Annotated in this window: 21 protein-coding genes; 16 read left to right on the forward strand and 5 right to left on the reverse strand. The window is 48.8% G+C overall.

Going from position 1 to position 26415, the window contains the following annotated elements; translation table 11 throughout:
- Positions 1 to 218 precede the first annotated feature (218 nt).
- Together ACKU41_RS13820 and ACKU41_RS13825 are read right to left on the reverse strand one after the other, a co-directional pair.
- On the reverse strand, positions 219 to 1409 hold the full coding sequence (locus ACKU41_RS13820; protein ID WP_321401590.1) for a pyridoxal phosphate-dependent aminotransferase: 1191 nt from the start codon (positions 1407 to 1409) through the stop codon (positions 219 to 221).
- A gap of 18 nt (positions 1410 to 1427) precedes the next feature.
- Positions 1428 to 2969, reverse strand: coding sequence for a DEAD/DEAH box helicase (locus ACKU41_RS13825; protein ID WP_321401592.1), 1542 nt, complete (start codon positions 2967 to 2969; stop codon positions 1428 to 1430).
- Positions 2970 to 3172: 203 nt separating this feature from the next.
- Here ACKU41_RS13825 and ACKU41_RS13830 point away from each other — a divergent pair, with 203 nt between their 5' ends.
- Entirely contained in the window at positions 3173 to 3652 is a 480-nt protein-coding gene (locus tag ACKU41_RS13830) for a MauE/DoxX family redox-associated membrane protein (RefSeq protein ID WP_321401594.1), read from the forward strand.
- Between the two features lie 17 nt (positions 3653 to 3669).
- The gene (locus tag ACKU41_RS13835; protein ID WP_319777980.1) at positions 3670 to 4197 is read left to right on the forward strand and encodes a rhodanese-like domain-containing protein; all 528 of its coding nucleotides are present in this window, start codon (positions 3670 to 3672) and stop codon (positions 4195 to 4197) included.
- A 65-nt stretch (positions 4198 to 4262) separates the two neighbouring features.
- On the opposite strand, the gene ACKU41_RS13840 is transcribed toward ACKU41_RS13835, so the two are convergent.
- Complete coding sequence (locus ACKU41_RS13840) at positions 4263 to 5342, reverse strand: response regulator (RefSeq protein WP_319777981.1); 1080 nt, start codon at positions 5340 to 5342, stop codon at positions 4263 to 4265.
- A 189-nt stretch (positions 5343 to 5531) separates the two neighbouring features.
- On the opposite strand from ACKU41_RS13840, the gene ald reads away from it, so the two are divergent.
- The 4 genes from ald (at position 5532) to ACKU41_RS13860 (ending at position 10023) form a co-directional block, all read left to right on the forward strand.
- Positions 5532 to 6638 (forward strand): alanine dehydrogenase, encoded by a 1107-nt coding sequence (gene ald / locus ACKU41_RS13845; RefSeq protein WP_321401596.1) that lies wholly within the window; start codon positions 5532 to 5534, stop codon positions 6636 to 6638.
- 377 nt (positions 6639 to 7015) lie between these two features.
- Complete coding sequence (locus tag ACKU41_RS13850) at positions 7016 to 8824, forward strand: PAS domain S-box protein (RefSeq protein WP_321401598.1); 1809 nt, start codon at positions 7016 to 7018, stop codon at positions 8822 to 8824.
- A gap of 2 nt (positions 8825 to 8826) precedes the next feature.
- Complete coding sequence (locus ACKU41_RS13855) at positions 8827 to 9195, forward strand: response regulator (RefSeq protein WP_319777984.1); 369 nt, start codon at positions 8827 to 8829, stop codon at positions 9193 to 9195.
- Positions 9196 to 9270: 75 nt separating this feature from the next.
- Positions 9271 to 10023: an OmpA family protein gene (locus ACKU41_RS13860; RefSeq protein ID WP_321401600.1), complete on the forward strand. Its 753-nt coding sequence runs from the start codon at positions 9271 to 9273 to the stop codon at positions 10021 to 10023.
- 97 nt (positions 10024 to 10120) lie between these two features.
- Here the strand turns inward: ACKU41_RS13860 and ACKU41_RS13865 are convergent, their stop codons facing one another.
- Positions 10121 to 10516, reverse strand: a complete 396-nt coding sequence (locus ACKU41_RS13865) for a MucR family transcriptional regulator (RefSeq protein ID WP_319777987.1) — start codon at positions 10514 to 10516, stop codon at positions 10121 to 10123.
- Positions 10517 to 10978: 462 nt separating this feature from the next.
- On the opposite strand from ACKU41_RS13865, the gene ACKU41_RS13870 reads away from it, so the two are divergent.
- From ACKU41_RS13870 to ACKU41_RS13915, 10 genes are all read left to right on the forward strand, one after another.
- Complete coding sequence (locus ACKU41_RS13870) at positions 10979 to 13456, forward strand: glycogen/starch/alpha-glucan phosphorylase (RefSeq protein WP_321401602.1); 2478 nt, start codon at positions 10979 to 10981, stop codon at positions 13454 to 13456.
- A 175-nt stretch (positions 13457 to 13631) separates the two neighbouring features.
- On the forward strand, positions 13632 to 14369 hold the full coding sequence (locus tag ACKU41_RS13875) for an AMIN domain-containing protein (protein ID WP_321401604.1): 738 nt from the start codon (positions 13632 to 13634) through the stop codon (positions 14367 to 14369).
- Between the two features lie 297 nt (positions 14370 to 14666).
- Positions 14667 to 15428, forward strand: coding sequence for a phosphate ABC transporter ATP-binding protein PstB (pstB, locus tag ACKU41_RS13880; protein WP_319777992.1), 762 nt, complete (start codon positions 14667 to 14669; stop codon positions 15426 to 15428).
- Positions 15429 to 15490: 62 nt separating this feature from the next.
- Complete coding sequence (gene phoU, locus ACKU41_RS13885; RefSeq protein WP_321401606.1) at positions 15491 to 16156, forward strand: phosphate signaling complex protein PhoU; 666 nt, start codon at positions 15491 to 15493, stop codon at positions 16154 to 16156.
- 407 nt (positions 16157 to 16563) lie between these two features.
- Positions 16564 to 18291 carry a 30S ribosomal protein S1 gene (locus tag ACKU41_RS13890; protein ID WP_321401608.1) on the forward strand — a complete coding sequence of 576 codons (1728 nt, stop codon included), beginning with the start codon at positions 16564 to 16566 and terminating at the stop codon, positions 18289 to 18291.
- A complete protein-coding gene (gene sppA, locus ACKU41_RS13895) occupies positions 18278 to 19159 on the forward strand; it encodes a signal peptide peptidase SppA (RefSeq protein ID WP_319777995.1) in 882 nt (293 codons plus the stop codon). The genes ACKU41_RS13890 and sppA overlap by 14 nt, the downstream gene beginning before the upstream one ends.
- 1 nt (position 19160) lies before the next feature.
- Positions 19161 to 19913, forward strand: a complete 753-nt coding sequence (locus ACKU41_RS13900) for an MBL fold metallo-hydrolase (RefSeq protein WP_321401611.1) — start codon at positions 19161 to 19163, stop codon at positions 19911 to 19913.
- A 43-nt stretch (positions 19914 to 19956) separates the two neighbouring features.
- Positions 19957 to 21294, forward strand: coding sequence for a tetratricopeptide repeat protein (locus tag ACKU41_RS13905; RefSeq protein ID WP_321401613.1), 1338 nt, complete (start codon positions 19957 to 19959; stop codon positions 21292 to 21294).
- Positions 21295 to 21370: 76 nt separating this feature from the next.
- Entirely contained in the window at positions 21371 to 21616 is a 246-nt protein-coding gene (locus ACKU41_RS13910; RefSeq protein ID WP_319777998.1) for a hypothetical protein, read from the forward strand.
- The gene (locus ACKU41_RS13915) at positions 21613 to 21858 is read left to right on the forward strand and encodes a hypothetical protein (protein WP_319777999.1); all 246 of its coding nucleotides are present in this window, start codon (positions 21613 to 21615) and stop codon (positions 21856 to 21858) included. The genes ACKU41_RS13910 and ACKU41_RS13915 overlap by 4 nt, the downstream gene beginning before the upstream one ends.
- Positions 21859 to 21917: 59 nt before the next feature.
- On the opposite strand, the gene ACKU41_RS13920 is transcribed toward ACKU41_RS13915, so the two are convergent.
- Positions 21918 to 26414 (reverse strand): FecR domain-containing protein, encoded by a 4497-nt coding sequence (locus tag ACKU41_RS13920; RefSeq protein WP_321401617.1) that lies wholly within the window; start codon positions 26412 to 26414, stop codon positions 21918 to 21920.
- Between the last annotated feature and the right edge of the window lies 1 nt (position 26415).

A 26415-nucleotide genomic window follows, 5' to 3' on the forward strand; every position in this document is an offset into this window, starting at 1 on the left:
TGTCATTGATGAGAATTGGTTTTACGGTGCCGGGATTAGCGGTACTTCAGCTCTTGAAGAGAAGACAATAAAAAAGGCCGCAATATATTAAAATATATTGCGGCCTTTTTGTCTAAATGAATGATTCGCGAAGCGGCGAAGCCTAATAAAAGGTTTTGGGATTTTTAAACCCTTTTGCAAAAGGTTTTAAAGCTCCCGGCAGGGCCGCCTGAGGCATCTTATTTAAAAGGTGCGATAGCTTTTTTGAAACCTTCGCGGGATCTTTCGATTACTTCGGTTCCTACGCAGAAGGCGAGGCGGAAGTAGCCGGGGAAGCCGAATCCTGTTCCGGGTACGGCGAGTATTTTTTCTTCCTGCAGTGCGGCGCAGAATTTTACGTCATCACCGCCGGGTGCTTCGGGGAAGAAGTAAAAAGCGCCCTTGGGCATGGTGTAGGAATATCCGGCATCTTTTAGAACTGAATCCATGGCATTGCGGCGTTCAAGGTAGATGTTTTTATCAACCTGAGAGCCGAGGGCTTTTTCAAGCAGCTTCTGGCCTACTGCCGGTGCGTTTACAAAGCCGAGGATGCGGTTGGTGAGCACCAGACCGGCCATGAGTTTTTCTTTGCCCGGCATGTCGGGATTGAGCAGGCCGTAGCCTACACGTTCTCCGGCAAGGGAAAGGTTTTTGGAAAAGGAACTTACCACCACGCTGTAGGGGTAGAGCGGCAGTACGGAGGGTACTTCCACGTCATCGAAAGCGAGGAAACGGTATGGTTCGTCCGCAACGAGAAAGATAGGACGTTCACGGCCTTCGTTTGCTTTTTTAAGCACTGCGGCCAGACCTTCAAGTTCTGCTTTGGTGTAAATAGCCCCGGTGGGGTTGTTGGGGGAGTTGATGAGCAGCACTCGTGTTTTTTCGTTGATGGCGGCTTCAATGGCATCGAGGTCCAGCTCAAATGTCAGCGGCTTGGAGGGCACAGTAACCAGTTCGCCGCCGGAGTTCTGGGCATAGAAGCCGTATTCAACGAAATATGGGGCGGGGCAGAGAATCTGGTCGCCCGGTTCGAGGATGGCCCGGTACAGGGCGTTGATGGCACCGGCAGCACCGCAGGTGATGATCAGATCGGAACCGGATACCTCTACACCCTGTTCTTCAGAGACAGTCTTCGCCAGCTTCTCACGTACACTGGGGTAGCCGAAGTTGGGCATGTAGCCGAAAGCAAAGGGCTTGTCTGCAGTTTCGGCCAGCTCTTTGAGTCCTTCACCTACTGCCGCAGGTGCAGGGACATCCGGGTTTCCCAGTGAAAAATCACAGACTGCGTCTTCACCGTATTTTTTCTTAAGTTCTATGCCTGTTTCGAACATTTTGCGAATCCAGGATGAACATTCGATGTAACCTTCCACTTGGGTTGAAAGAAGTTTCATTTAAAATCTCCACTTTTATTATCTGCGGTTTTTATTGGAATTCCCGCTGCTGCCCTTATTCTGATAGTGTCCGCCTTTCGGCTTGCCACTGTAGTTCTTTGTGCGGGGGCGGGATCTTCTCTGGGGTCTGGGCTTTGGTGCCGGAGGCTGTTCTGGACGGGCATGCAGGGATTTCTGGTATAAACCGTCCAGAAGCATGCCCACAAGGATGCACTGTTCATCATCGTCGGCCAGTTGCCGGACCAGATTTTTATAGCGTCCGATACGTTCTTTTTCAAGAATGGTTTTTGATCGGAACTGTCCTTCAAGGATAGTGGTCAGCCTTTCGTTGATGGTTTCCAGAACCTGCTTGTCATCCGGAAGTTCGCGGACTTCAAAATTGATATTGTAGGCTGTGGCAATGCGTTGCAGCTCGATTTTCTGGATGACGTCCACAAGGGATATTGCCACTCCTGAAGAACCTGCGCGACCTGTTCTGCCTGCGCGGTGGATGTAGGATTCCTTGTCTTCCGGAGGCTCGTACATGATTACGTGGGAGAGATCCGGCACATCAATGCCGCGAGCGGCGATATCGGTGGCCACGAGGAAGCGCACTTCCCCGGTTCGCAATTGGGCCAATACCCGTTCACGTTTTGATTGCGAGAGGTCCGAGGTCAGATCTGCGGCATTGAAGCCGAAGTTGTTGAGCACGGCGCTGACGAATTCAACATTCGCTTTGGTATTACAGAAAATGATGGCCGAGGTGGGGTTTTCCATTTCAAGGATGCGCATGAGCTGGCGTTCCTTGCCCATGGAAGGCACCTCGTAATAGGCATGATCTATCTCGGTTACATGGACCTGCTTGCTGCTCAGGCTGAGCATCTGCGGTTTGTACATAAATTCTTTGGAGAGCCGGATGACGTGTTCCGGGAAAGTCGCTGAAAACATGTATGTGGAGATGGGCCTGCGCGGCAGGTAGGATTTCACTTCGCGCATATCCGGGTAGAACCCGATGGAAAGCATGCGGTCCGCTTCATCGAAAATAAGGGTTTCGAGATCTTCAAGGTCAAAGGTGCGCCGCAGCAGGTGGTCGAGGATCCTGCCCGGTGTTCCCACAACCATGTGAGCGCCTTTTTCCAGTTCTTCGCGCTGATGTCCGTAGCCGACCCCGCCGTAAACAGAGAGAACCCGCAGGCCGGAGCCTGCAAAAATCTTTTCGGCTTCACGTTCCACCTGCCGGGCCAGTTCGCGGGTAGGCACAAGGATCAGGGCCTGAGTGTAATTAATGTTGGGGTCAAGTTTCTCCAGCAGGGGCAGGACGAAAGCGCCTGTCTTTCCACTGCCTGTTTTAGCCTGTACCATGAGGTCGCGGTGGGAGAGCTGATAAGGGAGAGATTTGGATTGGACCGGGGTTAGTTTTTCCCAGCCCGTCTGGTCAAGGGCGTTCAGTATGGATGGGGGGAGTTCTTCTTTGGTGATTTCCGGAAGAGCCTCTTCTGGCTCCACTACTTTATCCGGTTCATCATGAACGCTTTCGTTTTGCATTTTCTGAGTGTCTTGGTCGTCTTTTGAATTGGTCATAAATGTTTTTCCTGTATAAACTTGAAATATCCGCTAAACACTACGCTATAAGCATTGGATTTTGCAAAGGGTATTTTGTTATGTAATTGATGTTATCGATAATTTAAATAAAAAGCTGCTCATGTAATTTACTTTAACTATTTGATCTCAATGTAAAATTGCAGGTAATCCTGAAATGTTTAAATCTGTGTCCGGGTGTTGAAATGATAGAAAAAATGATGTCCAGAAAGGTGTATTTTGTCCTCAGATGTATTCTGGCTGCCGTGTTTTTATACGCAGGAGCCGGGAAAATCATGGATGTACAAGGTTTTGCCACGGTCATCAGCGGTTATGGCCTGCTGCCCGGACAATTGAATTATGTTGCTGCGGTTGTGCTGCCTCTTGCGGAGATAGTTATCGCTCTCGGATTGCTTTTGGATGTAAAAGGAGCCCTCTCATCATATTCAGTATTGTTGCTAGTGTTCATGGCAGTGCTGGCTCATGGCATCAATATGGGGCTGGATGTTGATTGCGGTTGTTTTGCTGCCGGGGATCCGGAAGGGGAAGCTTACCATTCTCTGCGTGAAGCACTTCTGCGCGATGCGTTCCTGTTGTTGGGGTGCGGATATCTTTACCTGCTGCGCCTGGTGAAAGGGTTTCGTGCCCGGCCTGTGCAGGCTTTTGTTACTAGTCAGGAATTTTAAATTTGGAGGATGATGGAATGAAGATGGTTAAGAATATTTCTGTAATCGCTGCATTGTGCGCGCTGATGTTTGCCATGACCGGCTGCCTCGGTTCAGACAAATTCGCACAGGAAGTGGAAAAGGAAAAGGGTGCGGTCAAGCTGGTTAAGGAAGTACAGCGTGGCGGTTACGACATTATCACTACTCCCGAGCTGAAGGCTCTCCTGGATAAGAAAGAGGACATGATCATCATCGATACCATGCCCTATGAAGCCAGCTACAAAAAAGAGCATGTCCCCGGCGCCAAGCAGTTCCTGTTCCCCATTCCCGACATGGTTGAGTGGGATGTAAAGGAAACTGACGGAAAGACCAAAGAGCAGTTCATCGAATTGCTCGGACCGGATAAGGATAAGCTCATTGTGGTTTACTGCGGTTTCGTAAAATGCACCCGCAGCCACAACGGTGCCGCATGGGCCAAGAAGCTCGGCTACACCAACGTTAAGAGATACCCCGGCGGCATCTTTGCATGGAAAGGTGCTAAATATCCCGTCGGTTCCGTAAAATAAGCAATAAGAACCGGATTCCGGTTCTCTCTCCCGGCCCCGGTGCGCTGTGCTCCGGGGCTTTTTTTTTACCGTTCTATCCCCACTAGAATCCCATCAGCTTCACTGCCTTTTAAAAAAGCCTTGCCGATAGCCCTGCATGCGCTTTCCATCTTTTCTTCGGAAAAGCGGCGGCATGTTTCCAGCAATTCTCTGATGCCTTCCCCTTCCCTTTCGAATGCCCCCAGCAACCCCCGGCTGGAGATGAAAATCCGGTCCCCTTTGTGAATTTTATAAGTTGAGCAGGGTAGTAGGCCGAGGCCTAGGCTTCCTAGATTTCCGCTCTGCCTTTCAATCAGGGTGTGGCTTTTGTCTGCCCGCATCAGGATCATCGGCAATGCCCCGGCATTGACAGCGGTCAGCTTCTCCGCATCACGGTTGAAATGGACATAGCTTGCTGAAAAATCGTTTTCGCCATTGCAATCCTCCAACTGCAACCCGACGTTTCGCAGGGTTTCAGAGGGATTGAAGAGAGGACCGCTGTTTGCTGCCAGTATGGTCCGAACCTTGTTGCGTATTTTTTCAGTACTGCCCGGGGGGGTGTTCAGGAGCAGGTGGTTTTCGTTACTGTCATCCATGACGATAGCTTCATGCATGGCCGAAGCACACGGTGCAGCTGAGGAATAGAAAACAGCCCTTGCTCCGGTTGCGGGAAAAGGTGTTTCGTTTATCCGGGATGCTTCAGCTTTTTTTGCAGGTAGTTTCAGTTGCTTATCGCAGTTGTTGAGTTTGAGATGCAGCCTGATACGGTTGATGACATCTTTGTAGATGAAAGGTTTAACTATAAAGTCTACGGCCCCGGCGTCATATCCCCTTGAGGTGTTGCTGTCGTCGTCCAGCGCACTCAAAAATATTATAGGAATTTCAGATGTTTCTGGGGATAACCGTAGTACTGTTGCACATTCGAAGCCCGTTTCATCCGGCATCATTATGTCCAGCAGTATGAGGTCCGGTTTTTTTTGCTCGGCCAGTTTTCTTCCGCTGCGGCCATTTGTTGCTGTAAGGATATTGTAGCCCTGCTGGAGCAATACAATTTCAAGGAATTCCAAGTTGAAAGGCTCATCATCTACAATGAGTATGGTCGGAATATTATTTGGATAGATGGGCATTTTCTGACTCCTCTGCGTGAGTGCGTAAGGGTTATGTGCCTGTCAAAAAAGGTTCAAGCCTGTAAAAAATTTTGGGTCTGTTGAAAAAGGTGTATTTTATTCGTATTTTGTCGTTGCTAAGAAAGTTGCTGTTGCGTTAGATTGTGCCTTATTTTGATCATACAACTTTTATCAGCAGGAGTTGATAACATGCTTATTGGTATCCCTAAAGAGGTTAAGACCATGGAGAACAGAGTCTCCATGACTCCCGGAGGTGTGGAAACACTTGTGCGCCGCGGTCATGCCGTTGTGGTGGAAAAAGGCGCGGGATTGGGTTCCGGTCTTTCCGATGATGAATACATTGCCGCAGGTGCCAGAATAGGTTCTGTGGATGATGCATGGGCTGCGGACATGGTTATCAAGGTTAAAGAACCTATTGCTTCGGAATACAAATACCTGCGTGAAAACCTCCTGCTGTTTACCTATCTGCACCTTGCTGCGGACGAAGCCCTGACCAAAGTCCTGCTTGAGTCCGGTACTGCCGGGGTTGCTTATGAAACAGTCCAGCTGCCCGACGGTTCCCTGCCCCTGCTTACTCCCATGAGTGAGGTGGCAGGCCGCATGGCTGCGCAGGAAGGAGCCCTGCATCTTGAAAAGCCCAAAGGCGGGCGCGGCATCCTTGTGGGCGGTGTGCCCGGTGTTGCCCCTGCAAAAGTTATGGTGCTCGGTGGCGGCGTGGTCGGCACCAATGCGGCTAAAATAGCCGCAGGCATGGGGGCGAATGTTACCATTTTTGATGTTAACCATGCCCGTCTGCAATATCTTGACGATATTTTTAATGGCCGGGTAAACACCATGACTTCCACCGAGCCCAATATCCGTGCCGCTGTAGCTGAAGCTGATCTGGTCATTGGTGCTGTGCTCATTCCCGGTGCCAAGGCTCCCAATCTGGTTACCCGCGGCATGCTTTCCACTATGAAGGAAGGCGCGGTAATTGTCGATGTCGCCGTTGATCAGGGGGGGTGTGTTGAAACCATCAAGCCCACCACCCATACCGATCCGACCTATGTTGTGGACGGCGTAGTTCATTATGGAGTTGCCAATATGCCCGGTGCGGTTCCCAGAACATCTACTTTTGCACTTGTAAACCAGACCCTGCCTTACGCTCTGCAGCTTGCGGATAAAGGACTGGACGCCCTGCGTGACAATCCTTCCCTCAAGCTCGGACTGAACACCATGAACGGTAAGCTGACCTGTTCCGCTGTGGGGGACGCTTTCGGCATTGAGTCTATAACTCCTGAAGAAGCTCTGGCCTGATTTTAAAGTATAAATTCGGCTGTTATGAGGGATGGAGGCTACGGCTTTCATCCCTTTTTTTGGGAGTTATTTTTCAATTTCCGCAAATTTTAATTTTATAAGTGATAAAAACTATTGTTTGGAATATAATTAAAGATGAGATCAATTGTGTTTGAAGGAGTTATGATGTCTGACGTCGGACGTTTTGTTGTAGAAAATATAACTATGGACGAGGCTTACCGTCTTATACCTTGTCTGAATTGGTTTGTGCCAGCAGCGTGGAGAGGGGCCTGTGATGTTGACTGCCGCCTTGTTTCGAGTCCTGTCCACAACCCATGCCTTGGGGACAGGACTCGTTGCAGTTCCCTATCGTGTATGGATAGAAATCAGGATGAATTATGAACCGTAGGCATAGTCCGGGTAGATTGATGCTGTTGTGCTTTGTGCTTTATGCAGCAGTCCTGTGGGGGGTGGATACATTATTCGAATTCCTCTGGTTCAATGAATCAAATGAAGGGTTCCTGGATCTGTTGTTTGCTTTTGGAGATCAGCATGAACTGCTTATGCGTTTTATGATGATCAGTTCCCTTGTTTTAGGTGGAGCAGTGGTTTCAGTCCTGTATACCAGAGTTTCACGTTCAGAGGGGGCGGCTCGAGAAAGCAAGGAAGAGCTTAAAACTTTATTCAATTCCATCGGAGATGCGGTGATTGCTACCGACGCTCAGGGGCGGGTTACACGCATGAATCCTGTTGCCGAGCAACTCACCGGCTGGGCTATTGCAGATGCGAAGGGGCTTGATCTGACTCAGGTCTTCAAAATTATCAATTCCGTCACCCAGCACCCGTGTGCGAATCCGGTTGATAAGGTTTTGAAATCAAGGTCAGTGGTCGGTCTTGCCAATCATACTACACTTGTTTCTCTCCAAGGGGATGAATACCAGATTGCCGATTCTGCTGCCCCCGTGTTTGATGAAGACGGTGAAGTTGCCGGAACTGTTCTTGTTTTCAGAGATGTCAGTGAGGAGTACCTCCGCAGGGAGGAACTGCGTAGATTGCGTAATTACCTGTCCAATATAATTGATTCCATGCCGTCCATTCTTGTGGGCGTTGATTCTGAAGGCAAGGTTACGCAGTGGAATATGACTGCTGAAAAGGTAACCGGTATTTCTTCCGGTGATGCGTTCGGTAAATCCCTTGTCTCAGTTTTTCCACGCATGGCTGCCGAAATGGACAAGGTCCGTGAGAGCATACGTACCCGCAAACCCTGCACTGAGGAGCGTAAGTCCCGGCAGGGTGAGGGAGGGGTGTGTTATGAGGATGTGACTATTTTTCCGCTTATCGCCAACGGTGTTGATGGAGCAGTCATCCAGATTGATGATGTTACTGAACGCTGCAATCTGGAACAGATGATGATCCAGACTGAAAAAATGATGTCCGTGGGCGGATTGGCTGCCGGCATGGCTCATGAAATCAATAATCCTTTGGCGGCCATATCCGGTAACACCCAAAATATACTTAACCGTATTTACAAGGACTTGAATAAGAACCGTGAGGTGGCAATGGAATGCAACGTGGAGCTTGATAGTATGCGTGAATATCTTTCACGCAGAGAGATTCCAAAAATGCTCTCCGGCATTACCGATTCATGCAATCGGGCGGCAACCATTGTCAGCAATATGCTGCGGTTCAGCCGTAAGAGCCGACGTGTTTTTAAGCATTGTAACTTGGCTGAATTGATGAATAATACCATTGAACTGGCAGCCAACGATTATGATATCAAACGAAAGTATGATTTCAGGAAAATAGAAATAGTTAAAAAATACAGTCCCGAACTTACAGAAGTCCTTTGCGAAGAGAACGAAATTCAACAGGTGTTTCTCAATCTTCTTAAAAATGGCGCTCAGGCCATGATGGAAAAGGAATATATTGATGATAGCCCATGTTTTACCCTAAGATTGAAAAAGGAAGGTCACATGGCTGTTGTGGAAGTCGAAGACAACGGTCCGGGCATGCTCGAGGATGTACGTAAAAGGGTCTTCGAACCGTTCTTCTCCACTAAACGTGTCGGTTATGGGACCGGATTGGGATTGTCGGTTTCCTACTTCATTATTACCGATCAGCATAAGGGATCAATGGAAGTTAACTCTGTTCCGGGCAGTTGGACCCGGTTTGGACTTAAGATACCGATTTCAGGGCAGGAGGCGTAGTTGTGTCACACTCAATACTTATTCTCGATGATGATTTGCATGTAAGGGAAAGTCTTGCGATAAGCCTTGAAGATGAGGAGTTCAATGTATATGAAGTCGGCAGTTCCGAAGAAGCCTTGAGTTTTCTTGATGGCCGGAGAGTGGATATGGTGGTGGTGGATTTAAGGCTTCCGGGAATGAGCGGCACTGACTTTATCAATGAGGCCCGGCAGAAATGGCCGGAGCTGAAGTATATAATTTATACCGGTTCCCCTGAATTCAGTATTCCGGTGGATCTGGCTGAAGTCCCCAGTGTCTCAAACTCCATATTTCTGAAACCATTGCCGAGCTGCGAGGTCATGATTAACGAAATAAGGCGCATGCTGGGTTAGGTTGATGATAGATTTGCAATAATGAGTGGTTGCCGTTATCAGATAGCCTGAAACGGTTTTCCCGGAGTGTTTTTTGTGCCCCCGAAAAAAGAAGAAATAATATACGTTGTAGCCAAGGCCCCGGCTGAACCTCCGCCGGAGGAAGGGCTGCCGCCATGGATGGCCACCTTTGCGGATATGGTCACACTGCTGTTGTGCTTTTTTGTCCTGCTGCTTTCTTTCGCCAACCAGGATGTTGCTAACTTTGAGACATTGAAAGGTTCCATGCGTGATGCATTCGGTATGCAGACTCATGACCGGACCGGAAAGCACATGGCTTTTTCCAGCAGTCCCCATTCTGCCTCTTCTGCCAGTGCGCAGGCCAAGAAAAATTTAGAAGCCCTTGAAGTTGATATCAGGGCCTTTATTTCCGCCGGCAAAATGCAGAAATTGATGTCAGTCAATACCGACCAGCAGGGCGTGTTGGTCAGGGTGCCTACGCGGGCCATATTTATGCCCGGAACAGCCCAGATCAACCCTAATGCAACAAAACTGCTGGATAAGGTTGCCGGGATCATGAAAAAAAAGAATTTTAATCTGGTTGTCCGCGGGCATACGGATGACCGGGCTACAAAAAATAATATATACAGCTCCAACTGGGAACTCTCAGCTGCAAGAGCTGCGTCTTGTCTGCGTTATATTCTCAAGAAGTCCGGAGTGTCTTCAAAGAGGGTCAAAGCCGTTGGGTATGCCGGAACCAAACCGCTGGTACCGAACACTTCCAACCGGAACAGGGCAATCAACCGTAGAGTTGAATTTTATTACGAGCCACCATCAGATAAGTGGTAGTTCCTGCTGACAGGAAAACTTGTCCGCTGATAACTGAAAATCCCGGCATTTACATATGTAAATGCCGGGATTTTCAGTTGTTATTTGGGGGATCGGTTTATTGTTTTTTGCGTTTTTCCCAGAGCTTCATTTCCTTCATCTTTTTGCGCCGTTCCCGCTGCAGTGATTTACAGACCAGCGGAGTCTTTTTGGCGTAGCCCCATTTTTCACGATATTCATCCGGAGTCAGGCCGTATTTGGCCAGATGGCGTTTGGTCAGAACCTTGAAGGATTTGCCTGATTCCAGACAGATAATGCTCTTTTCCCTGATGGCTTTTTTGGGATCAACCGGAGGATTCGGTTCTGGGGAACCGTTATCCAGCATACCTTCGCTTATTGTTTTGATTCCGGAAGCCAGTTTCTGAACCATGGAGGTTATCTCTTCCTCGGTCATGGTTCTCACGCTGGCTTGGGCTTTTACAATTTCAAGCGCTTCTTTAAGATGGTCTTCCATATGTTCTCCCTTATAATTTTAAAATTATTTGTTTTGTATGGTTTGCTTGATTTAACACTATAATGTTTCGTGTTGTGTTTACATATTATAATTCAGCAAGATATCTTGCTGAGAAGCTGTGAGCTTATTGAATGTCGACTTGATAATGATCCTTCTCAATAACATTATCTGTGTATAAAGGTGAAGTAGAATATTAAAAAAGTTTCTCCTTTCTTGTGATTGATGCTTTGCGTTGCATGATATCTCCGCTGATTCTGTAGATCTGGATTGTAGGCTTTGGAAGAAGAGCTGTTGAATGGAACTGTTATGTCCACCTTTAACTTTGAGTTGTAATTAAAAATGTATGTTTGCGTTACTTTTTTCCGCCAGTTGATGTATAACTTTGCTGTGAATCATTTTTGTGAGACGGTTTTTTTGGGTTTTTATTGAATTAAATCATTTCCTGTAGATAGTGAGGTTTTTATGCCCAAAGATATCAATGAGTTCCTTGATGAAATCGGTGGAATGGATATTGATTCCCTTGTTAATTGTGTTTGCCGTCACCATCTTTCAAATCTTGGTCGTGATTACGGTCGCACGGATCTTTTTTCTCTTTATCAGGCTTTGGCTTATACTTTGCGTGATCGCCTTGTGGGTAACTGGATTAAGACCCAGAGGTCTTACTATAGCCAACGGGCTAAAAGTGTTTACTACCTTTCTCTTGAGTTCCTTACCGGTAAATCTCTGGTCAGCAACACTTTGAGTCTTGGTGTGGAGAAGGAAGTTGCTGAGGTGCTTGAAAAATTCGGAGCTACTCTTGAGGAAGCAGAGAGTGCTGAAGCCGATGCCGGGCTTGGTAACGGCGGTCTGGGCCGTCTGGCCTCTTGTTTTTTGGATTCCATGGCCAGTCTGGGGATTCCCGGTTACGGCTACGGGATCAGGTATGAGTACGGGATTTTCAAACAGGCCATTGAAAACGGGGAGCAGGTTGAGGCCCCGGATGATTGGCTGCACAGCGGAAATCCTTGGGAGTTCAACCGTAAGGGCTTTATGTTTACGGTCCGCCTTTACGGACGCGAAGAGCAGTACACTCATGAGGACGGTTCTATCCGTCATCGCTGGGCGGACAGCGCAAAAGTAATGGCCGTGCCTGTGGATATGCTTATTCCAGGTTATAAAAACGGTAATGTAATCAATATGCGTCTCTGGGAGGCTCAGCCCGCACGGCGATTCAATTTCGATCTCTTCAACAGCGGAGACTACATTCGTTCCATGGAAGATGCGGTCCGCTCCCAGACCATCTCCAAAGTCCTTTATCCTAATGACCGTCTCAGCGAGGGGCGTGAACTGCGTCTTGTGCAGCAGTATTTCTTTGTCTCGGCAACCATTCAGGATATGATGCGCCGTTTTCTTAAGCTGAAGCTTGATTTTTCCGAATTGCCCAACCGGGCCGTGGTTCAGCTCAATGAAACCCATCCGGCCATTGCTATTCCTGAACTGATGCGGATCCTGATTGATGAGCATATGCTCAACTGGGATGAAGCATGGCGTATCTGCCGTCGGACTTTTGCCTATACCAACCATACGGTGATGCCCGAGGCCCTTGAAAAATGGTCTCTGGATATGATGCGAAAAGTTTTGCCCCGGCATGTTTCCATCATCTTTGAAATCAACCGCCGTTTCATGGAGGATGTAAAGGCCAGTTTTCCCGGCGACGAAGGCCGGTTGAAGCGCATGTCCATCATTGAAGACTGCGAACATCCGCAGGTGCGTATGGCGTGGCTGGCCGTGGTGGGCAGCTTTACCGTGAATGGTGTCTCCGCCCTTCACGGCGAATTGATCAAGAAAAGCATTTTCCATGATTTTGTGGAAATGTTTCCCGGCAGATTCACCTCGGTAACGAACGGAATCACTCCGCGCAGGTGGCTCCGGCAATGCAACCAGCCGCTTTCCGAGCTGATTACCGAAAAAATAGGCGATGAATGGGTTACTGATCTGGACCAGCTCAGAAAGCTGGAAGCGCTGGCTGACGACCCTGATTTTCAGGATCGCTGGTATGAATGCAAACTCAAGGAAAAGAAGCGGCTGGTGGATTATGCCCGCAATGAGTACGGGATTTATCTGCCTGCGGACTGGATGTATGATGTGCACGTAAAGCGTATTCATGAATATAAGCGCCAACTGCTTAATATTTTGCACGCGGTAACCCTTTATTGCCGTTTGAAAAAGAATCCTGACAGCGTGTCTGTCCCAAGGCTGAAAATATTCGCCGGAAAGGCTGCCCCCGGTTACTTTTTAGCTAAACGCATCATCAGGCTGATTAATTCTGTAGGCGCAGCTGTCAATTCCGATCCCGCAGTGAACCACAAACTGCGTATCGCTTTTCTGCCTAATTACCGGGTTTCTCAGGCTGAACGGATAATCCCGGCCACAGACCTTTCTGAGCAGATTTCCCTTGCCGGAACAGAGGCTTCCGGTACCGGAAATATGAAATTTGCCCTGAACGGCGCACTTACCATCGGAACACTCGACGGTGCCAATATCGAGATTATGGAAGAAGTGGGCCGTGAGCATATGTTTATTTTCGGTATGGATGCTGACGAAGTCGGGCGGCGCCGTAACAACGGGTATAATCCTTCTGAGGTGGCTTCCGCAGATCAGGAGTTGGGCGAGGTCCTGCACTACTTGGGTGATGGTACTTTTTCCGAAGGAGACCGGGAGTTGTTCCGGCCCATACTTAATGCCCTGTTTGACGGAGGAGACCAGTATATGGTCCTTGCTGATTACCGGGATTATGTGAATGAGCAGGACCGGGTGGATGAAATGTGGTTGGACCGCAGAAGCTGGCAGCGAAGTTCAATTCTGAATACTGCCGGGTCCGGGCATTTTTCCAGTGACCGGGCCATAATGGATTACGCCCGCAACATCTGGGGAATCCGGCCTATGGATATGGAAAAGTAAATAAGCTTTTAACGGAGACTTAACATAACCGCCTGTTTTTAACAGAAGCAGGCGGTTATGTTTTTTGGAATTCTTTTCAGCCCGTACATTCCGCGGGGTGGGAGTCTTTTGCTTTCATCGCGAATTTTGCATATATTGACGCTCTCAAAATGACCACAATAACGGAATGTTGATAATGAAAATGAAATTTCGTCCTTTTACAGCCCTGTTGCTAGTCCTCCTTTTGTTGGCTGGAGTCTGCGCGGTCCTTTATCATACGGGCTTTTTTAACGCTTTTTTGGTTGAAAAAGCGGAAAAAGAGCAGCTTCCGGAAGGGGATGGGCCTGTGGTGCGCAGGCCGGTAGAAAAGCTGGTCCTGCCCCTTAAGGCCTCCACTGTGGAAGATAGTCCGCTTGAAGACGGTTTGAACGAAGCGGATATAAGTGCCGGAAATAGTTCTGTGACTGCAGGACCTGTTGCAGAATCGGAGCAGAAGGAGAGTGAAACTGTCCCGGCAAAGAAGCCGCAACCGGATGAGGTAGTTGCTGAAACAGCTTCTGAATTAAAACCTGAGCCAACTGACCCCGTAAATTCTGCCGAATCAATTTCAGCCAAAGGAGCCTTGAGTGGGGTTTCGGTTTCCTGTCAAGCCCAAAAGGCAACGGTGAAGATAGCACTGTCTGCTGCTGCGGGTAAAATCAGTTGGTTTAATCTCGATAAACCGCGCCGTCTGGTGGTGGATCTGCATGGGCAATGGGCAAATAAAGCGAAGTCTTTATACAAATTCAAGGATTGTCCGTTGCAGAAAGTCGTACTCGGTGAACATCCCGGTAAGCTTCGGCTGGTATTGTATCTGGACCAAAAAGTTCCATCAAAAATTAAACCTGTTATGCGCAGGAATGACAAAGGAATTTCTTTGGAACTTGATTTTTAATTCTTTGTTTTTAAATTTGTTGACTCAAAACACCCTGAATCAATTTTCGGTTTCAGGGTGTTTTTATTTTTATGAGTGTTTCGAAATATATGTTGATTTTATTGATTTTTATGGTGCTAAATTTCACGTAACAGAAATGTAACAGCCGGGTCATTGCTCTGTAACCCGTGCCGGATAGTTAGTCATTGTCAGCTTGAGAAGGCTGGCAATTTTTTTCGGCGCGAATCTAGTAAGATCAGGGATCTGTTGAACCTGATCAGACTTTATTTTTATATAATTACTTATGGAGACAATGTGATGGGGCAAGCTGTTAAAATCGCTTCCAAGAATCTTGACTTTTACTATGGAAACTTCAAGGCTCTTGAAGGTATTTCTATGGATTTTGAAGAGAACAGGGTTACTGCGCTGATTGGACCTTCCGGTTGCGGTAAAAGTACTTTTCTTCGTTGTCTGAACAGGATGAACGACCTCATTCCCGGAACCCGCGTCGATGGGGATCTTACCCTTGATGATGAGGATATCTATGCTCAGGGACTTGATGTTGTTACCCTCAGAAGGCGTGTAGGCATGGTTTTTCAGAAGCCAAACCCTTTTCCAAAATCCATTTTTGAAAACGTTGCTTACGGTTTGCGTGTAAACGGTATCAAAGATAAGGAATTTGTTGCCCATAAGGTGGAAGAAAGCCTCAAGGGAGGAGCTCTCTGGGATGAGGTCAAGGATCGTCTCCATACTTCCGCTCTCGGACTTTCCGGCGGTCAGCAGCAGAGACTGTGCATTGCCCGTGCTTTGGCTGTGGAACCGGAGATCCTGCTTATGGATGAGCCTGCATCCGCACTCGACCCCATTGCCACCCAGAAGATTGAAGATCTGATTCACGAACTCAAGAAGAATTTTACAATCATCATCGTGACTCATTCCATGCAGCAGGCAGCACGCGTATCTGACCAGACCGCGTTCTTCTACATGGGGCGGCTCATTGAAACCGGTAAGACTGAAACCATGTTCACTAAGCCAAAAAATAAGCAGACAGAAGATTATATTACCGGTAGATTCGGTTAGGTCTCTTTACATATTAAGTTTACAGGTCCGGGTGCCGGGCCGCAATCATCCGGAGATTTTAGATGGAGCAGCGTGCTCATTTTACAAAAAAAATGGATGACCTGAAGGTTCAGGTCCTCAGAATGTCCAGCATGGCCGAAACAGCCTTGAATAATTCAATCAAGGCTTTGACTGAGTGTAATGCCGAGCTTGCTGAAGACATCATTATGAATGATATCAAGATCAACGAGCTTGAGTGTGAGCTTGATGAGTACAATCTCGGGCTGCTTGCCCTTGATCAGCCAATGGCCCGGGACCTGCGTTTTATTGTAGGCTCCATGCGTATCGCCAACAATCTTGAGCGCATCGGCGATCAGGCGGTTAATCTGTCCCACAGGGCTGTTTTCCTGAGCACCCGTCCTCCCTTGCCTTTTAACCAGAAGCTGGAGCAGATGTGTACCGTTGCCCAGAATATGGTCGCCAAGGCGGTGAAGGCTTTTGCTGATGAGGATCATGCTCTGGCTGCGGAAGTTTGCAGCATGGATAACGATGCGGACAGCCTGAATGTGCGAATCCTTAAAGGCCTTATTGAAAATATGGTTTCTGAGACAAGGATCGTTGAACGCGGGGTGCATCTGATCATGGCTGCCGCTCATCTGGAGCGTGTTGCGGATCAGGCCACCAATATAGCTGAGTCGGTCATCTTCATCACTCAAGGGGTTAATATCAAGCATCAGTGCAAGGGGTAGCTGAGCGCTTACCCTGTTAATTTTTTTGGGGAAGGAGCCGGTTTTTTCCGGCTCTTTTTTTTATTTAAAGCTTTGAATGCAAACGATTCCGGGGAGCAGGGACTGATTTAATTTGGTTTACAGATGATCTTTTTTAGGATAGAAGCAGTTCTCTTAATCTCAAGCTGGAGTTCTTTCTCCGGCGGTATTGAAAATCGCTGGTGGATGATTAAATTATTAGTCTTGAGGTTTTCCCGTAACGGGCATTAGGGACGAAGTACGGCCTCCGGGCCAACGGTCAATCTGGGCATCGGCTGCCTCGGAACGCGTGAGCAGGTTGCTTCCAATGTACTTATCCCATAATATATATGCCGAAATTTTGTCCGAGGACATCGTTGTTGGAGGTAACCCATGGAAAACAATGAAACATGAACGCCGAAATGGAAATGGACTTCGAGGCTGCCCTTGAAGATTATCTAAATGCCGATTTCGGAAATCTGGACGAAGGAAGCATCGTTTCCGGTGAAGTAGTTAAAGTTGATAAAGATTTCGTTCTTATCGACGTTAACTTCAAGTCTGAAGGCCAGATTGCAGTATCCGAATTTCTGGATGCTGATGGTGAAATGACTGTTGCAGTCGGTGACAAAGTAGACGTTTTTGTTGCTAACAAAAACGAAAACGAAGGCACCATTCACCTTTCCCGCGACAAAGCCAAACGCATGCAGCTCTTCGACAAGCTTGAAGAAGTGCAGGAAAAAGAAGGCGTTGTCGAAGGCAGAATCATCCGCCGCATCAAAGGTGGTTATACCGTTGATCTCGGTGGCGTGGAAGCATTCCTGCCCGGTTCTCACGTCGATCTTCGTCCCGTTCCCGATATGGACGCACTCGTTGATCAGACTTACGAATTCAAAATCCTCAAAATCAACCGTCGTCGCAGCAACGTTATCGTTTCCCGTCGTGTTCTTCTCGAAGAACAGCGCAACGAAATGCGTTCCCAGCTGCTTGAAACTCTTGAAGAAGAGCAGACCGTTAAAGGTAAAGTCAAAAACATCACCGAATACGGTGTGTTCATTGACCTTGGCGGTCTCGACGGACTTCTGCATATCACAGACATGTCCTGGAAGCGCATCAAGCATCCCAAGGAAATGGTTGCACTCGGTGATGAGCTCGAACTGAAAGTTCTGAACTTCGACAAAGAAGGCCAGAAAGTTTCTCTCGGCCTCAAACAGCTCGTTCCCGATCCGTGGGAAGACATCTCCGGCAAATACCCCGAAGGTGCCAAGTACACCGGTAAGGTTACCAACCTCGCTGATTACGGTGCATTCGTCGAGCTGGAAGCTGGTGTCGAAGGTCTGGTTCACATTTCTGAAATGTCCTGGACCCGCAAACTTCGCCATCCCTCCCAGATGGTTCGCGTTGGCGACGAAGTCGACGTAGTTGTTCTGGGTGTTGATCCCGACAAGAAGCGCATCTCCCTCGGTATGAAACAGGTTAAGCCGAACCCATGGGATGTTGTTGCTGAGAAATTCCCCGAAGGTACTATCCTTGAAGGCCAGATCAAAAACATCACCGAATTCGGTGTGTTCATCGGCATCGAAGACGGCATTGACGGCCTGATTCACGTTTCCGATATCTCCTGGACCCGCAAGGTTCGCCATCCTTCAGAAGTATACGCTGTGGGTGACTCCGTACAGGCTAAAGTCCTCACCGTTGATAAAGAAAACGAGAAATTCACCCTCGGTGTTAAACAGCTTTCCGAAGACCCCTGGTCTCAGGTACCCACTAAGTACCCCGTTGGCTGCACCCTTGAAGGTCTCGTTACCAACATCACCGACTTCGGCCTCTTCGTAGAAGTTGAAGAAGGTATTGAAGGTCTGGTTCACGTTTCTGAAATCTCTCACAAGAAGATCAAGAATCCTTCCGAGATGTTCAAAGAAGGCGTTACCATCCAGGCTAAAGTCATCCACGTATCTGCTGATGAGCGTCGCCTCGGCCTCTCCATCAAGCAGCTCAAGGAAGACACTGAAAAACGTCAGCCCAAAGAATTCCGTTCCGGTCCTGCCGACAGCGGTAACACCCTGGGCGAACTGCTGAAGCAGAAACTTGCTGACGCAGCTGATGCAGCTGCTGCAGAGACTGAGGATGAAGAATCCTAAGAACAGTTTCTCTGTCAGACATCCGTTTCTATTCGGTTTCAGTCTGCTATTAATGGCTGTGGCTCTCCTATGGGGAGCCGCAGCCTTTTTTCATGGCAAAGTGGACTTCATGACCGGAGGAAAAATCGGGGTTGTCAATGTACAGGGAACCATCACCAACTCATTGCCTACGGTAAAATTCCTGCGTGACCTGCGTAGGGATGATTCTGTTAAGGGCGTGTTGCTGCGGGTTAACTCACCCGGAGGGACAATTGCCCCCTCACAGGAATTGTATCATGCGGTAAAGCGTGTTGCCGAGGTTAAGCCCATTGTGGCTTCCTTTGGTACTGTTGCCGCTTCCGGCGGATATTACGCTGCAGCACCGGCCACCCAGATCATAGCCAGCTCAGGTTCCATAACGGGTTCCATCGGGGTCAAGGCGGAATATGCAAATTTCCATCAGCTCATGGATAAGCTCGGGGTCAAGCCGATAATCATTACCAGCGGCAAGATGAAGGCTGCCGGATCCCCCTTTGCCGAGCTGACCCCGGAACAGCGTGAATATCTGACTAACCTGATCATGGATATGCATGACCAGTTCGTTTCCGATGTCGCATCAGCCCGCAAGCTAGACCTCGCTCAGGTGGAGAAAATAGCCGATGGCAGGGCCATTACCGGACGCAAGGCAAAAGAACTGGGATTGGTAGACCGTATCGGCGGATTTGAGGATTCCGTGACCGTGCTCAAGGCTCTTTGCGGACTTGAAGGTGATGTTAACGTTATCGAAGGACCGGAAGAAGAAAAGCCGCTGATCAAACAAATTCTGGGCTATCTGGGAATTATCCCGGAAGGTTCAGCCACCGGTGACGGGCTGATTTTTTCCTATTGATATGAGGTGTACATTCCTAGGCACAGGCTCATCCTTTGACGCCGGACTGACCAATGTTTCCATGCTGGTGGAGGGCGGAGATAAGCGCATCCTGCTCGATTGCGGATTCAACGCAGCGCATGCCTGCATAGGGATGGTCCCGGATGCACAAAATATTGATGCCCTCTGGATTTCGCATTTCCATGGGGATCATTTTTTTGGGGTACCTTTTCTGCTGGGTGCTTTTTTCTCAGCCGGCCGAACCAAGGATTTACATGTCTGCGGCCCAGTTGGAGTTGAAGAAAAGATCGGGCAGGTTGTTGATCTGGCTTACCCTAACCTGCGGGCTAAGATCGACTTCAAGCTTGTTTTTCATGAATTCAGTCCGGGGGATCAGCACCATGTCTCCGGTTTTAACCTGAAAACCTGTTCTATCGATCATTCTGCCTCCGCATTGGCGTTGCGGCTTGACTGTGCCGGAAAGATGCTCTTTTATACTGGGGACGGGCAGCTTACGGATGATTGCCGGAAACTGGCGGAAGGCGTTGATCTTGCCATCCTTGAGGCTTATGGGCTGGATGATTCCGTAAAAGGTCATTCCTGCGTCCGGGAGAACCTTGATTTTGTGATTTCCGCAGGGATTCGCAATGCGGCACTTGTGCATATAGAGCCTCTTGTGCGAATCTGCTGCATTGATGAGATTGAAGCATTGCTGTCCCCGATCTCCTCAGCAAGAGTTTTTTTGCCCGAACAAGGGCAGTGCATCGAGGTTTGATAATTTCTACTTTTTTTGATGACTCAGTGTAAGCGAGGCTTTAGTGGCAACCAGATACGACAACATAGTGCGTGAGTTTTATGAGGAACAGGCCGGATTTACCGTCCTGCTCAGTGATGAGCCTTCCTTTTATAAACTGCTGCGCGGCACTCTGCATAAGATTCTGGCTATTCGCCGGGATTGTTTGGCTTATTTCCAGGATCAGGCCCCATGTCTTTCTGAAATCAAGGACAAGGTAGGGGCTAACGAGCCTGTGCTGGTTTTTGTGGAAAGATTGATTAAGGGCAGGCCTTCCGCTGACTTTATCCTGAATATCCGCCGGGTTTTTCCCGAAGTAAAGGTTGTTGTCCTTACTGATGAGACCAGTCAGGAAGAGCTTATTTTTCTGCATGAACTGGGTGCCAACAATATAATCACCAAGCCTGTTTCTGTGGACAGTCTGGTCCAGAAGCTTGCTTTTACCATTAAGCCTCAGGGAAAACTTGCCCAGCTTGTTGAAGCTGGTAAAAAGCTCCTGCGTAACGGCGAACTGGATAAAGTCCTGCTGGTCAGTTCCAAAATTCTCGATATGAAGCCGGACAGCCCCGCAGCATTGATGTTGCAGGGTGATGCTTTGTCCGGGATGGGCCAGCGCGAAGAGGCGCTGAAATCGTATATTCAGGCCCATGAGCAGTCTAAAGTTTTCATGGAGCCGATTAAGAAGCTGGCTGATTTCTACAAAGATAATGACGATGATCAGTATCTTCATTACCTGAAAAAACTTGATTCCATCAGTCCGCTTAATACCGAGCGCAAATGTGAGATAGGTAAGGTCCATCTCAGCCGGGAGGAGATTGAAGATGCGGAAAGGTACTTTGACCAGGCTGTTCGGTGTGCGGTAAAGGAAGCTCACGAGTATCTTTCGCAGGTAATGAGCGGTATTGCAGAATCCCTATTTGATGTAGCCCCGGATAAAGCCGAAAAATATTATGCAAAGTTATTGAAGGTTAAATCTTCAAGCTTGAGCTCGGATGATCTGGAAACATATAACCGGCTGGGTATTGCCCTTCGCAAGCAGGGAAAGTGGCAGCAGGCAGTAGAAAACTATCAGGCTGCGCTGAAGGTTGCCCCCAATGAGCCCGGACTTTTCTATAATATCGGTCTGGCCTATAGTGATGGCAAGGAATACGCTAAGTGTGCTAAATATTTTAAAAAAGCTGTACGTTCGGACGGAATGATCCACAAATCTGCAGTTTCTGTGGCCCGGAATATGGCCGGTATTTTTCTTAAAGTCGGTATGACCGCGGAAGCCCGTGTTGTTCTTGAGGATGCGCTGGCCGACTTCCCGGACGACGCCAAGCTGAAAGCTTTGCTCCAAAAGAGCGCGTCGGAGCAGAGGTAGTTTGATGTAAGCTGGTGATGAATTTTACGTAGGTGTGTGCCTAGTTGAAGCTGCGTTGTTTTATCAAGGACTGATCATGTATTTTTTAGTCTCAGTTGTTTTTGGCCTTCTTCTTTTTATGATTCTTTATGGACGCTATATGAATGTTAGCGGAAATATAGGGCAACGACGGCTTCAGATAGATAATTTGCGTGACGAGGTGGAATTTAAGGTGGGCAAGCTTCAGAAGGGGACACTCCAGATCAATCGCGAAATAGCTGATGCCGCAAGCAGCCTTGAGAGTTTGAAAAAGGATTTGGACAATGCGAGGGGAAAAGAATGATTCTCATGTTCGGCATTTGCGCAACAGTCATTCTTTTAACTTTGTTCATCAACAGAATGATTACCAGCTGGCATAGAGACACAATCAAAGCCTTTAAACGTGAGGAAGCATCCTTGCGCGGTCGTCATGCAAAGGCCATGGAAGAGCAGAAGAAAGCTCTGCTTAAGTTGCGGCGGGTGAAGATCCAGATAACCAACTATGAGCGGATGGTCATTGACCGGCGGATGAAAAAGGGCGAGTAGAGATTTGAATTTAACACCCCGGCACCTTAAGGTGCCGGGGTGTTTTGTGTCTGTTGGATTCAGGAAGATACTTCAATATCGTCAGCAGTGAGCGGGTCGCTGTTTGTCATATGGGCGATCAGGGTCTCGCCGCCACTGGTGTCCCCGTTTGAGTCATACCAGAGTTGATTGTTGTTATCGAATACAAAGTAGGCCTCGGTCGTTCCTGCTTCGGCATCTCCTGTGTAGGCTCCTGCGCTATAGGTTTCAAATCCTGCATTGCTGTCAAAATCTGAACCGCTAAAGAGCAGCTTGTCGTTGAGGGCCTCTGTGGGATTTGTATTTTCAAAATAGTTTATGAAGTCACCACCATCTGAAAGCGAAGTATATGATATTTTTGTAGATAATCCGTCGTCATGTCCGAGAGTTATACTGTCAGCCCCTCCGCCGCCTTGAATGGTTGATTCACCTACAGTACTGGCCGTAATGCAGTCTGCACTTCTTGAACCTATGACGCCTTCAATGTTTGTGAAGGTTAGGTTCGCTCCCGAAGAGACTGTTTTGGTTACTCCGTCTGCGTTATCTGCAAGGTCTATTGTTATCCCGCTTAATTTGTTGGCGAAGCTGACAAAGTCGGTTCCGCCGCCGCCGTCAACGCTGTCTATCCCGGAATTGCCTTGAAATGTCTGGTCTATGTCACCCGAACCACCTATAAAAGTATCGCCTGTCCAGGAACCGAAAAAGCTATCAATATGATCGAAGGTGTCGGTTTCGGATGTTCCGTCAACAGTTCGTGTGGCTGTTCCGGTACCGTCTGTGGCGACTGTGATTGTTACTCCGGTCTCAAAATCGCTGAAGTCGATGGTATCATGTCCGCCGTGACCATCCATGACATCATTTCCCTTGCCACCCATGAATGTCTCATTTCCTGAGCTGCCGTTGAAAGTGTCGTCGTGGGTTGAACCTATGAAGGATTCGATGTTCGCAATAGTGTCGGTCTGTTCTTCCGTATTGTCGGAATTCATATGACTTACCGTGCCACCGGATGAGGTAAGGTTGACGGTGATGCCGCTGTTTGCAAATGCATAGCTCAGCTGGTCGGATCCTGCTCCGCCGTCAATGCTGTTCTCCCCCCAGCCTCCACTGAGGATATCATCCCCTGCTCCGCCGTCCAGAGTGTTGCCCTCTGTTCCCCCGGTAATAATGTCACTGCCGGATGTCCCGACCAGATTCTCTATGCTGTTTAGCGTTATTTTATTTTTTTCAGTCTCCCCTTCACAGATGGAAACATATCCGTTGTTTATATCGGCATAGATGTAATACTGGGAGGCCAGATCATCAAAAAGTATCCAGTCCGAACCTCCGTTGCCGGTTACTATTTCGGCATCACTGTCATAGGCATCTTCAACATATGGGTCGTTGAGTCCGGGCCTAAAATAGTTGGCATAATCGTCCCCTTCAAGGTTGTCCTGATATCCGGAGCCGATAAGACCTTCAATATTGGTAATGGTGTCTCCCGTATCGGTAGTAGCTGCGGAAGAGCCATTGAGTTTTACGGAAACACCTGTCGAGGAGCCGAAGTATGAGGCATAGTCAATCCCCTCACCGTTTCCGCCGTCTATGGTGTCGTTACCGTTGCCACCCCTGAAAGTTTCACTTCTGGAACTGCCGATGAAGGAGTCGTCGTGAGAGCTGCCGATAAATGATTCTACATCGCTGAAAATATCTATAGTTCCGGAATGGGTTACGGTGGTATTGCCTGTTTCCTGAACCGTAACAGTTACTCCGGTCCCGGCATCTTCAAAGGACATGGTGTCATGGCCTTCTCCGCCGCTAAAGGAGTTGAGTCCCTCGTAACCGTTAAAGGTGTCGTTTCCTTTTCCGCCTGTAAAGGTTTCATCGGCACTACTGCCTTTAAAACTATCGTTTCCGTTAGACCCGATGTAATTGCTGAAATTATGGAGGTCGTCCACATAGGATGTTCCACCTATGGTGTGTGATGTGGTGTCACTTAGTACAATGTCTACTTGTTGATGGTCTGCATAGGAGACAGTGTCGAAGCCTGAGCCGTAATCTGAACTCCCTCCGTACAGGTGGTTGTCTCCTGCACCCCCGGCGATAACATCATCGCCGTCGCCACCGTATATTTCATCATCCCCGGCTCCGCCTGAGATGGAGTCGTTGTCGCCGTCACCGTAGAGGATGTCGTTTCCTTCTCCGCCTGAAATGGAATCTGTTCCCGATCCGCCTGAAATCTGGTCAATTCCTAATCCACCGGAAAGAAGATCATTGCCGCCATTACCTTGGATCGAATCGCTACCCTTATTACCGTCTATGGTCTCCCCGTATTCACTGCCGCTGATTATATCATCGACCTGTGATCCAAGGATCATTTCTATACCGGAGAAAGTGTCGCTGATATCAGAGCTGTCGTGTGATACGGCTGTTCCCGCTCCTTCGGCAGTGTAATTTATATCTATACCGTAGGCGGAACCGGTCGTAATGAAATCGTAGCTTAGGGAGTCTGCGCCGCTGCCGCCTTCGATGATATTGGTTCCTTTTCCGCCCATGATGGAATCATTTCCGCTTCCGCCGGAAAGCTCGTCATTGCCATCGCCGCCGCTGAGCATGTCATTCCCTTCTCCGCCTTCCAACCTGTTGTCGGTAGTATTTATTACAGAGAGGCTGTCATCTCCGTCGCCACCATCTATAGTGTGTCCGCTTGATGATTGACCCATGATCGTGTCATTGCCGGAAGAACCGATAACATTTTCAATGCTTGCGAGGGTTATTTGGTTGACCTCTGTTTCTTCTGCGGATTTGGTGGAATCATATACTTTTGCGTAGCCGCTGCTTGCTCCCAGAAAAACATCCACTGAGTGCTCACTGGAAAGGTCCTCAAATTGGACCCAGTCAGACCCGCCTCCGCCGTCAATGCTCTCAGCACCGAGCGAATCATATTCCTCGTTCAAGCCCGGTAGAAATCTGTTGTCGTTGTCATCGCCTGTCAAAGTGTCCTTGTACTGGGTGCCGATGACACCTTCAATGTTGACCAGCACATCGTGTCCGTCATCAGTCGTGACGGTTACTTCTCCCTCTCCGTTTTTGGCACTCAGGTCTACGGTGACTCCATGCTTCTGCCCGTCAAAAGAAGCGAAGTCCACTTCATCTGCGGCACCGGAACCACCGTCAAGGTAGTTGTAAGAACCGCCTCCGCCGTTAAGCACGTCTTCTCCAGCGCCACCTTCAAGAGTGTCATCTCCCCCCATACCGTTCAGGACATCATCTCCGCCATAACCTAGAAGGGTATCATTTGAGCTTGACCCGGTAATGGTGTCGGCTTCATTGGTACCTTCCAGCAGTCCGCTTCCGGTAATGACATGCGGGTCGGAGCTGGCTCCTCCTGAATCATCCTCTTCGGAATTTTCGTCACCTGTGTCGTTGGTTTTGTCCGGTTCGTTTTCCTGCTGTTCTGTTTCAGTCTGTTGAGAGGTAGGCTGTTTCTCTTTTTCTGTCGTCCCGGTTTCATCGCCTTCGAGATTGCCGGAATTGTCCTCCTGACCTTCTCCCTGCTGTTGGCCTTCGCCCTGAACGTCAGGTTTTTCAACAATTTTTGGTGGTTCTGAAATTTTATTAGGGTCAAATCTTTGTTGGCCGACAAGCCCCTTATCTCCCGGATCAAGTACACCTTTGTTCACATGCAGGGGGCCGCCGTCCGTGCCGGGATCTTCATTTGGATCTCCGCCTCCGGGATCTACTTCACCGGGTAATTCTCCCTGTTGTTCTCCCTGCTGATCCCCTTGTTGCTCACCTTCAGCGGCAGCCTGTTCTTCCTGCTGTTCGTCCTGACTTTGTTCACCATCGCCTTGTTCTTCACCTGTCTGCTCTTCTCCGCCCTGATCTTCCGTCTGGTCTTGGTTTTCGTCGTTCTGGTCGTCCTGCTGCTCTTCCTCTTCCCGCTGCTCACGGATTTCCTGTTCCTGCCTGAGGTTGGCCGGAGCAATATCGCGGAAAGTATTCAGTTCCTGTGCGGAAAGAGGACGCACCGGGCTGAGCATGCCGGAGCCGCTGACATCGGACATCTGCCCGGCAAAGAGCTGGCGGATTTCTCCTGTCGCTCTACTTTGAAGCACCATGGCCTTGCCGGCGTGTATTTCTTCAACACCGTGCACCTCTCCGTCCGGCCTGACATCGCTAAGAATGATGGTACCTCGGATTCCGATGGTAGCGAGCGGGGAACCGAGCTTGAAGCGGTCCGGGTTCTGTTCGGCAATCTTTCCGGTTACAGTACGGAAGGTTCCCTGTGCAATGTCACCAAGAAAACTGGAGCTTCCTCCGTCGGGATCATATACATAGTCGTCAAGGGCGATGCGGGAATTGGAGCCTTGGGAAATCAGTGTGTCGTCTGCAAAGCGCACCTCAACGTTGCCACCGTCCCCGGTAACCAGCTCTTCGCCCTGATAGATGGGGCTGCCCGGTTCAAGGGCTCGAGTTCCCGATGCTGACTGTGCATAAGCATCACCGGAAACTCCGGTGACGACTCCTATTTCCTGAGCACTGTTTTGTTCGACAGGCATT

Origin of the sequence: Maridesulfovibrio sp. (assembly GCF_963678865.1) — a bacterium.
Taxonomy (GTDB): domain Bacteria; phylum Desulfobacterota; class Desulfovibrionia; order Desulfovibrionales; family Desulfovibrionaceae; genus Maridesulfovibrio.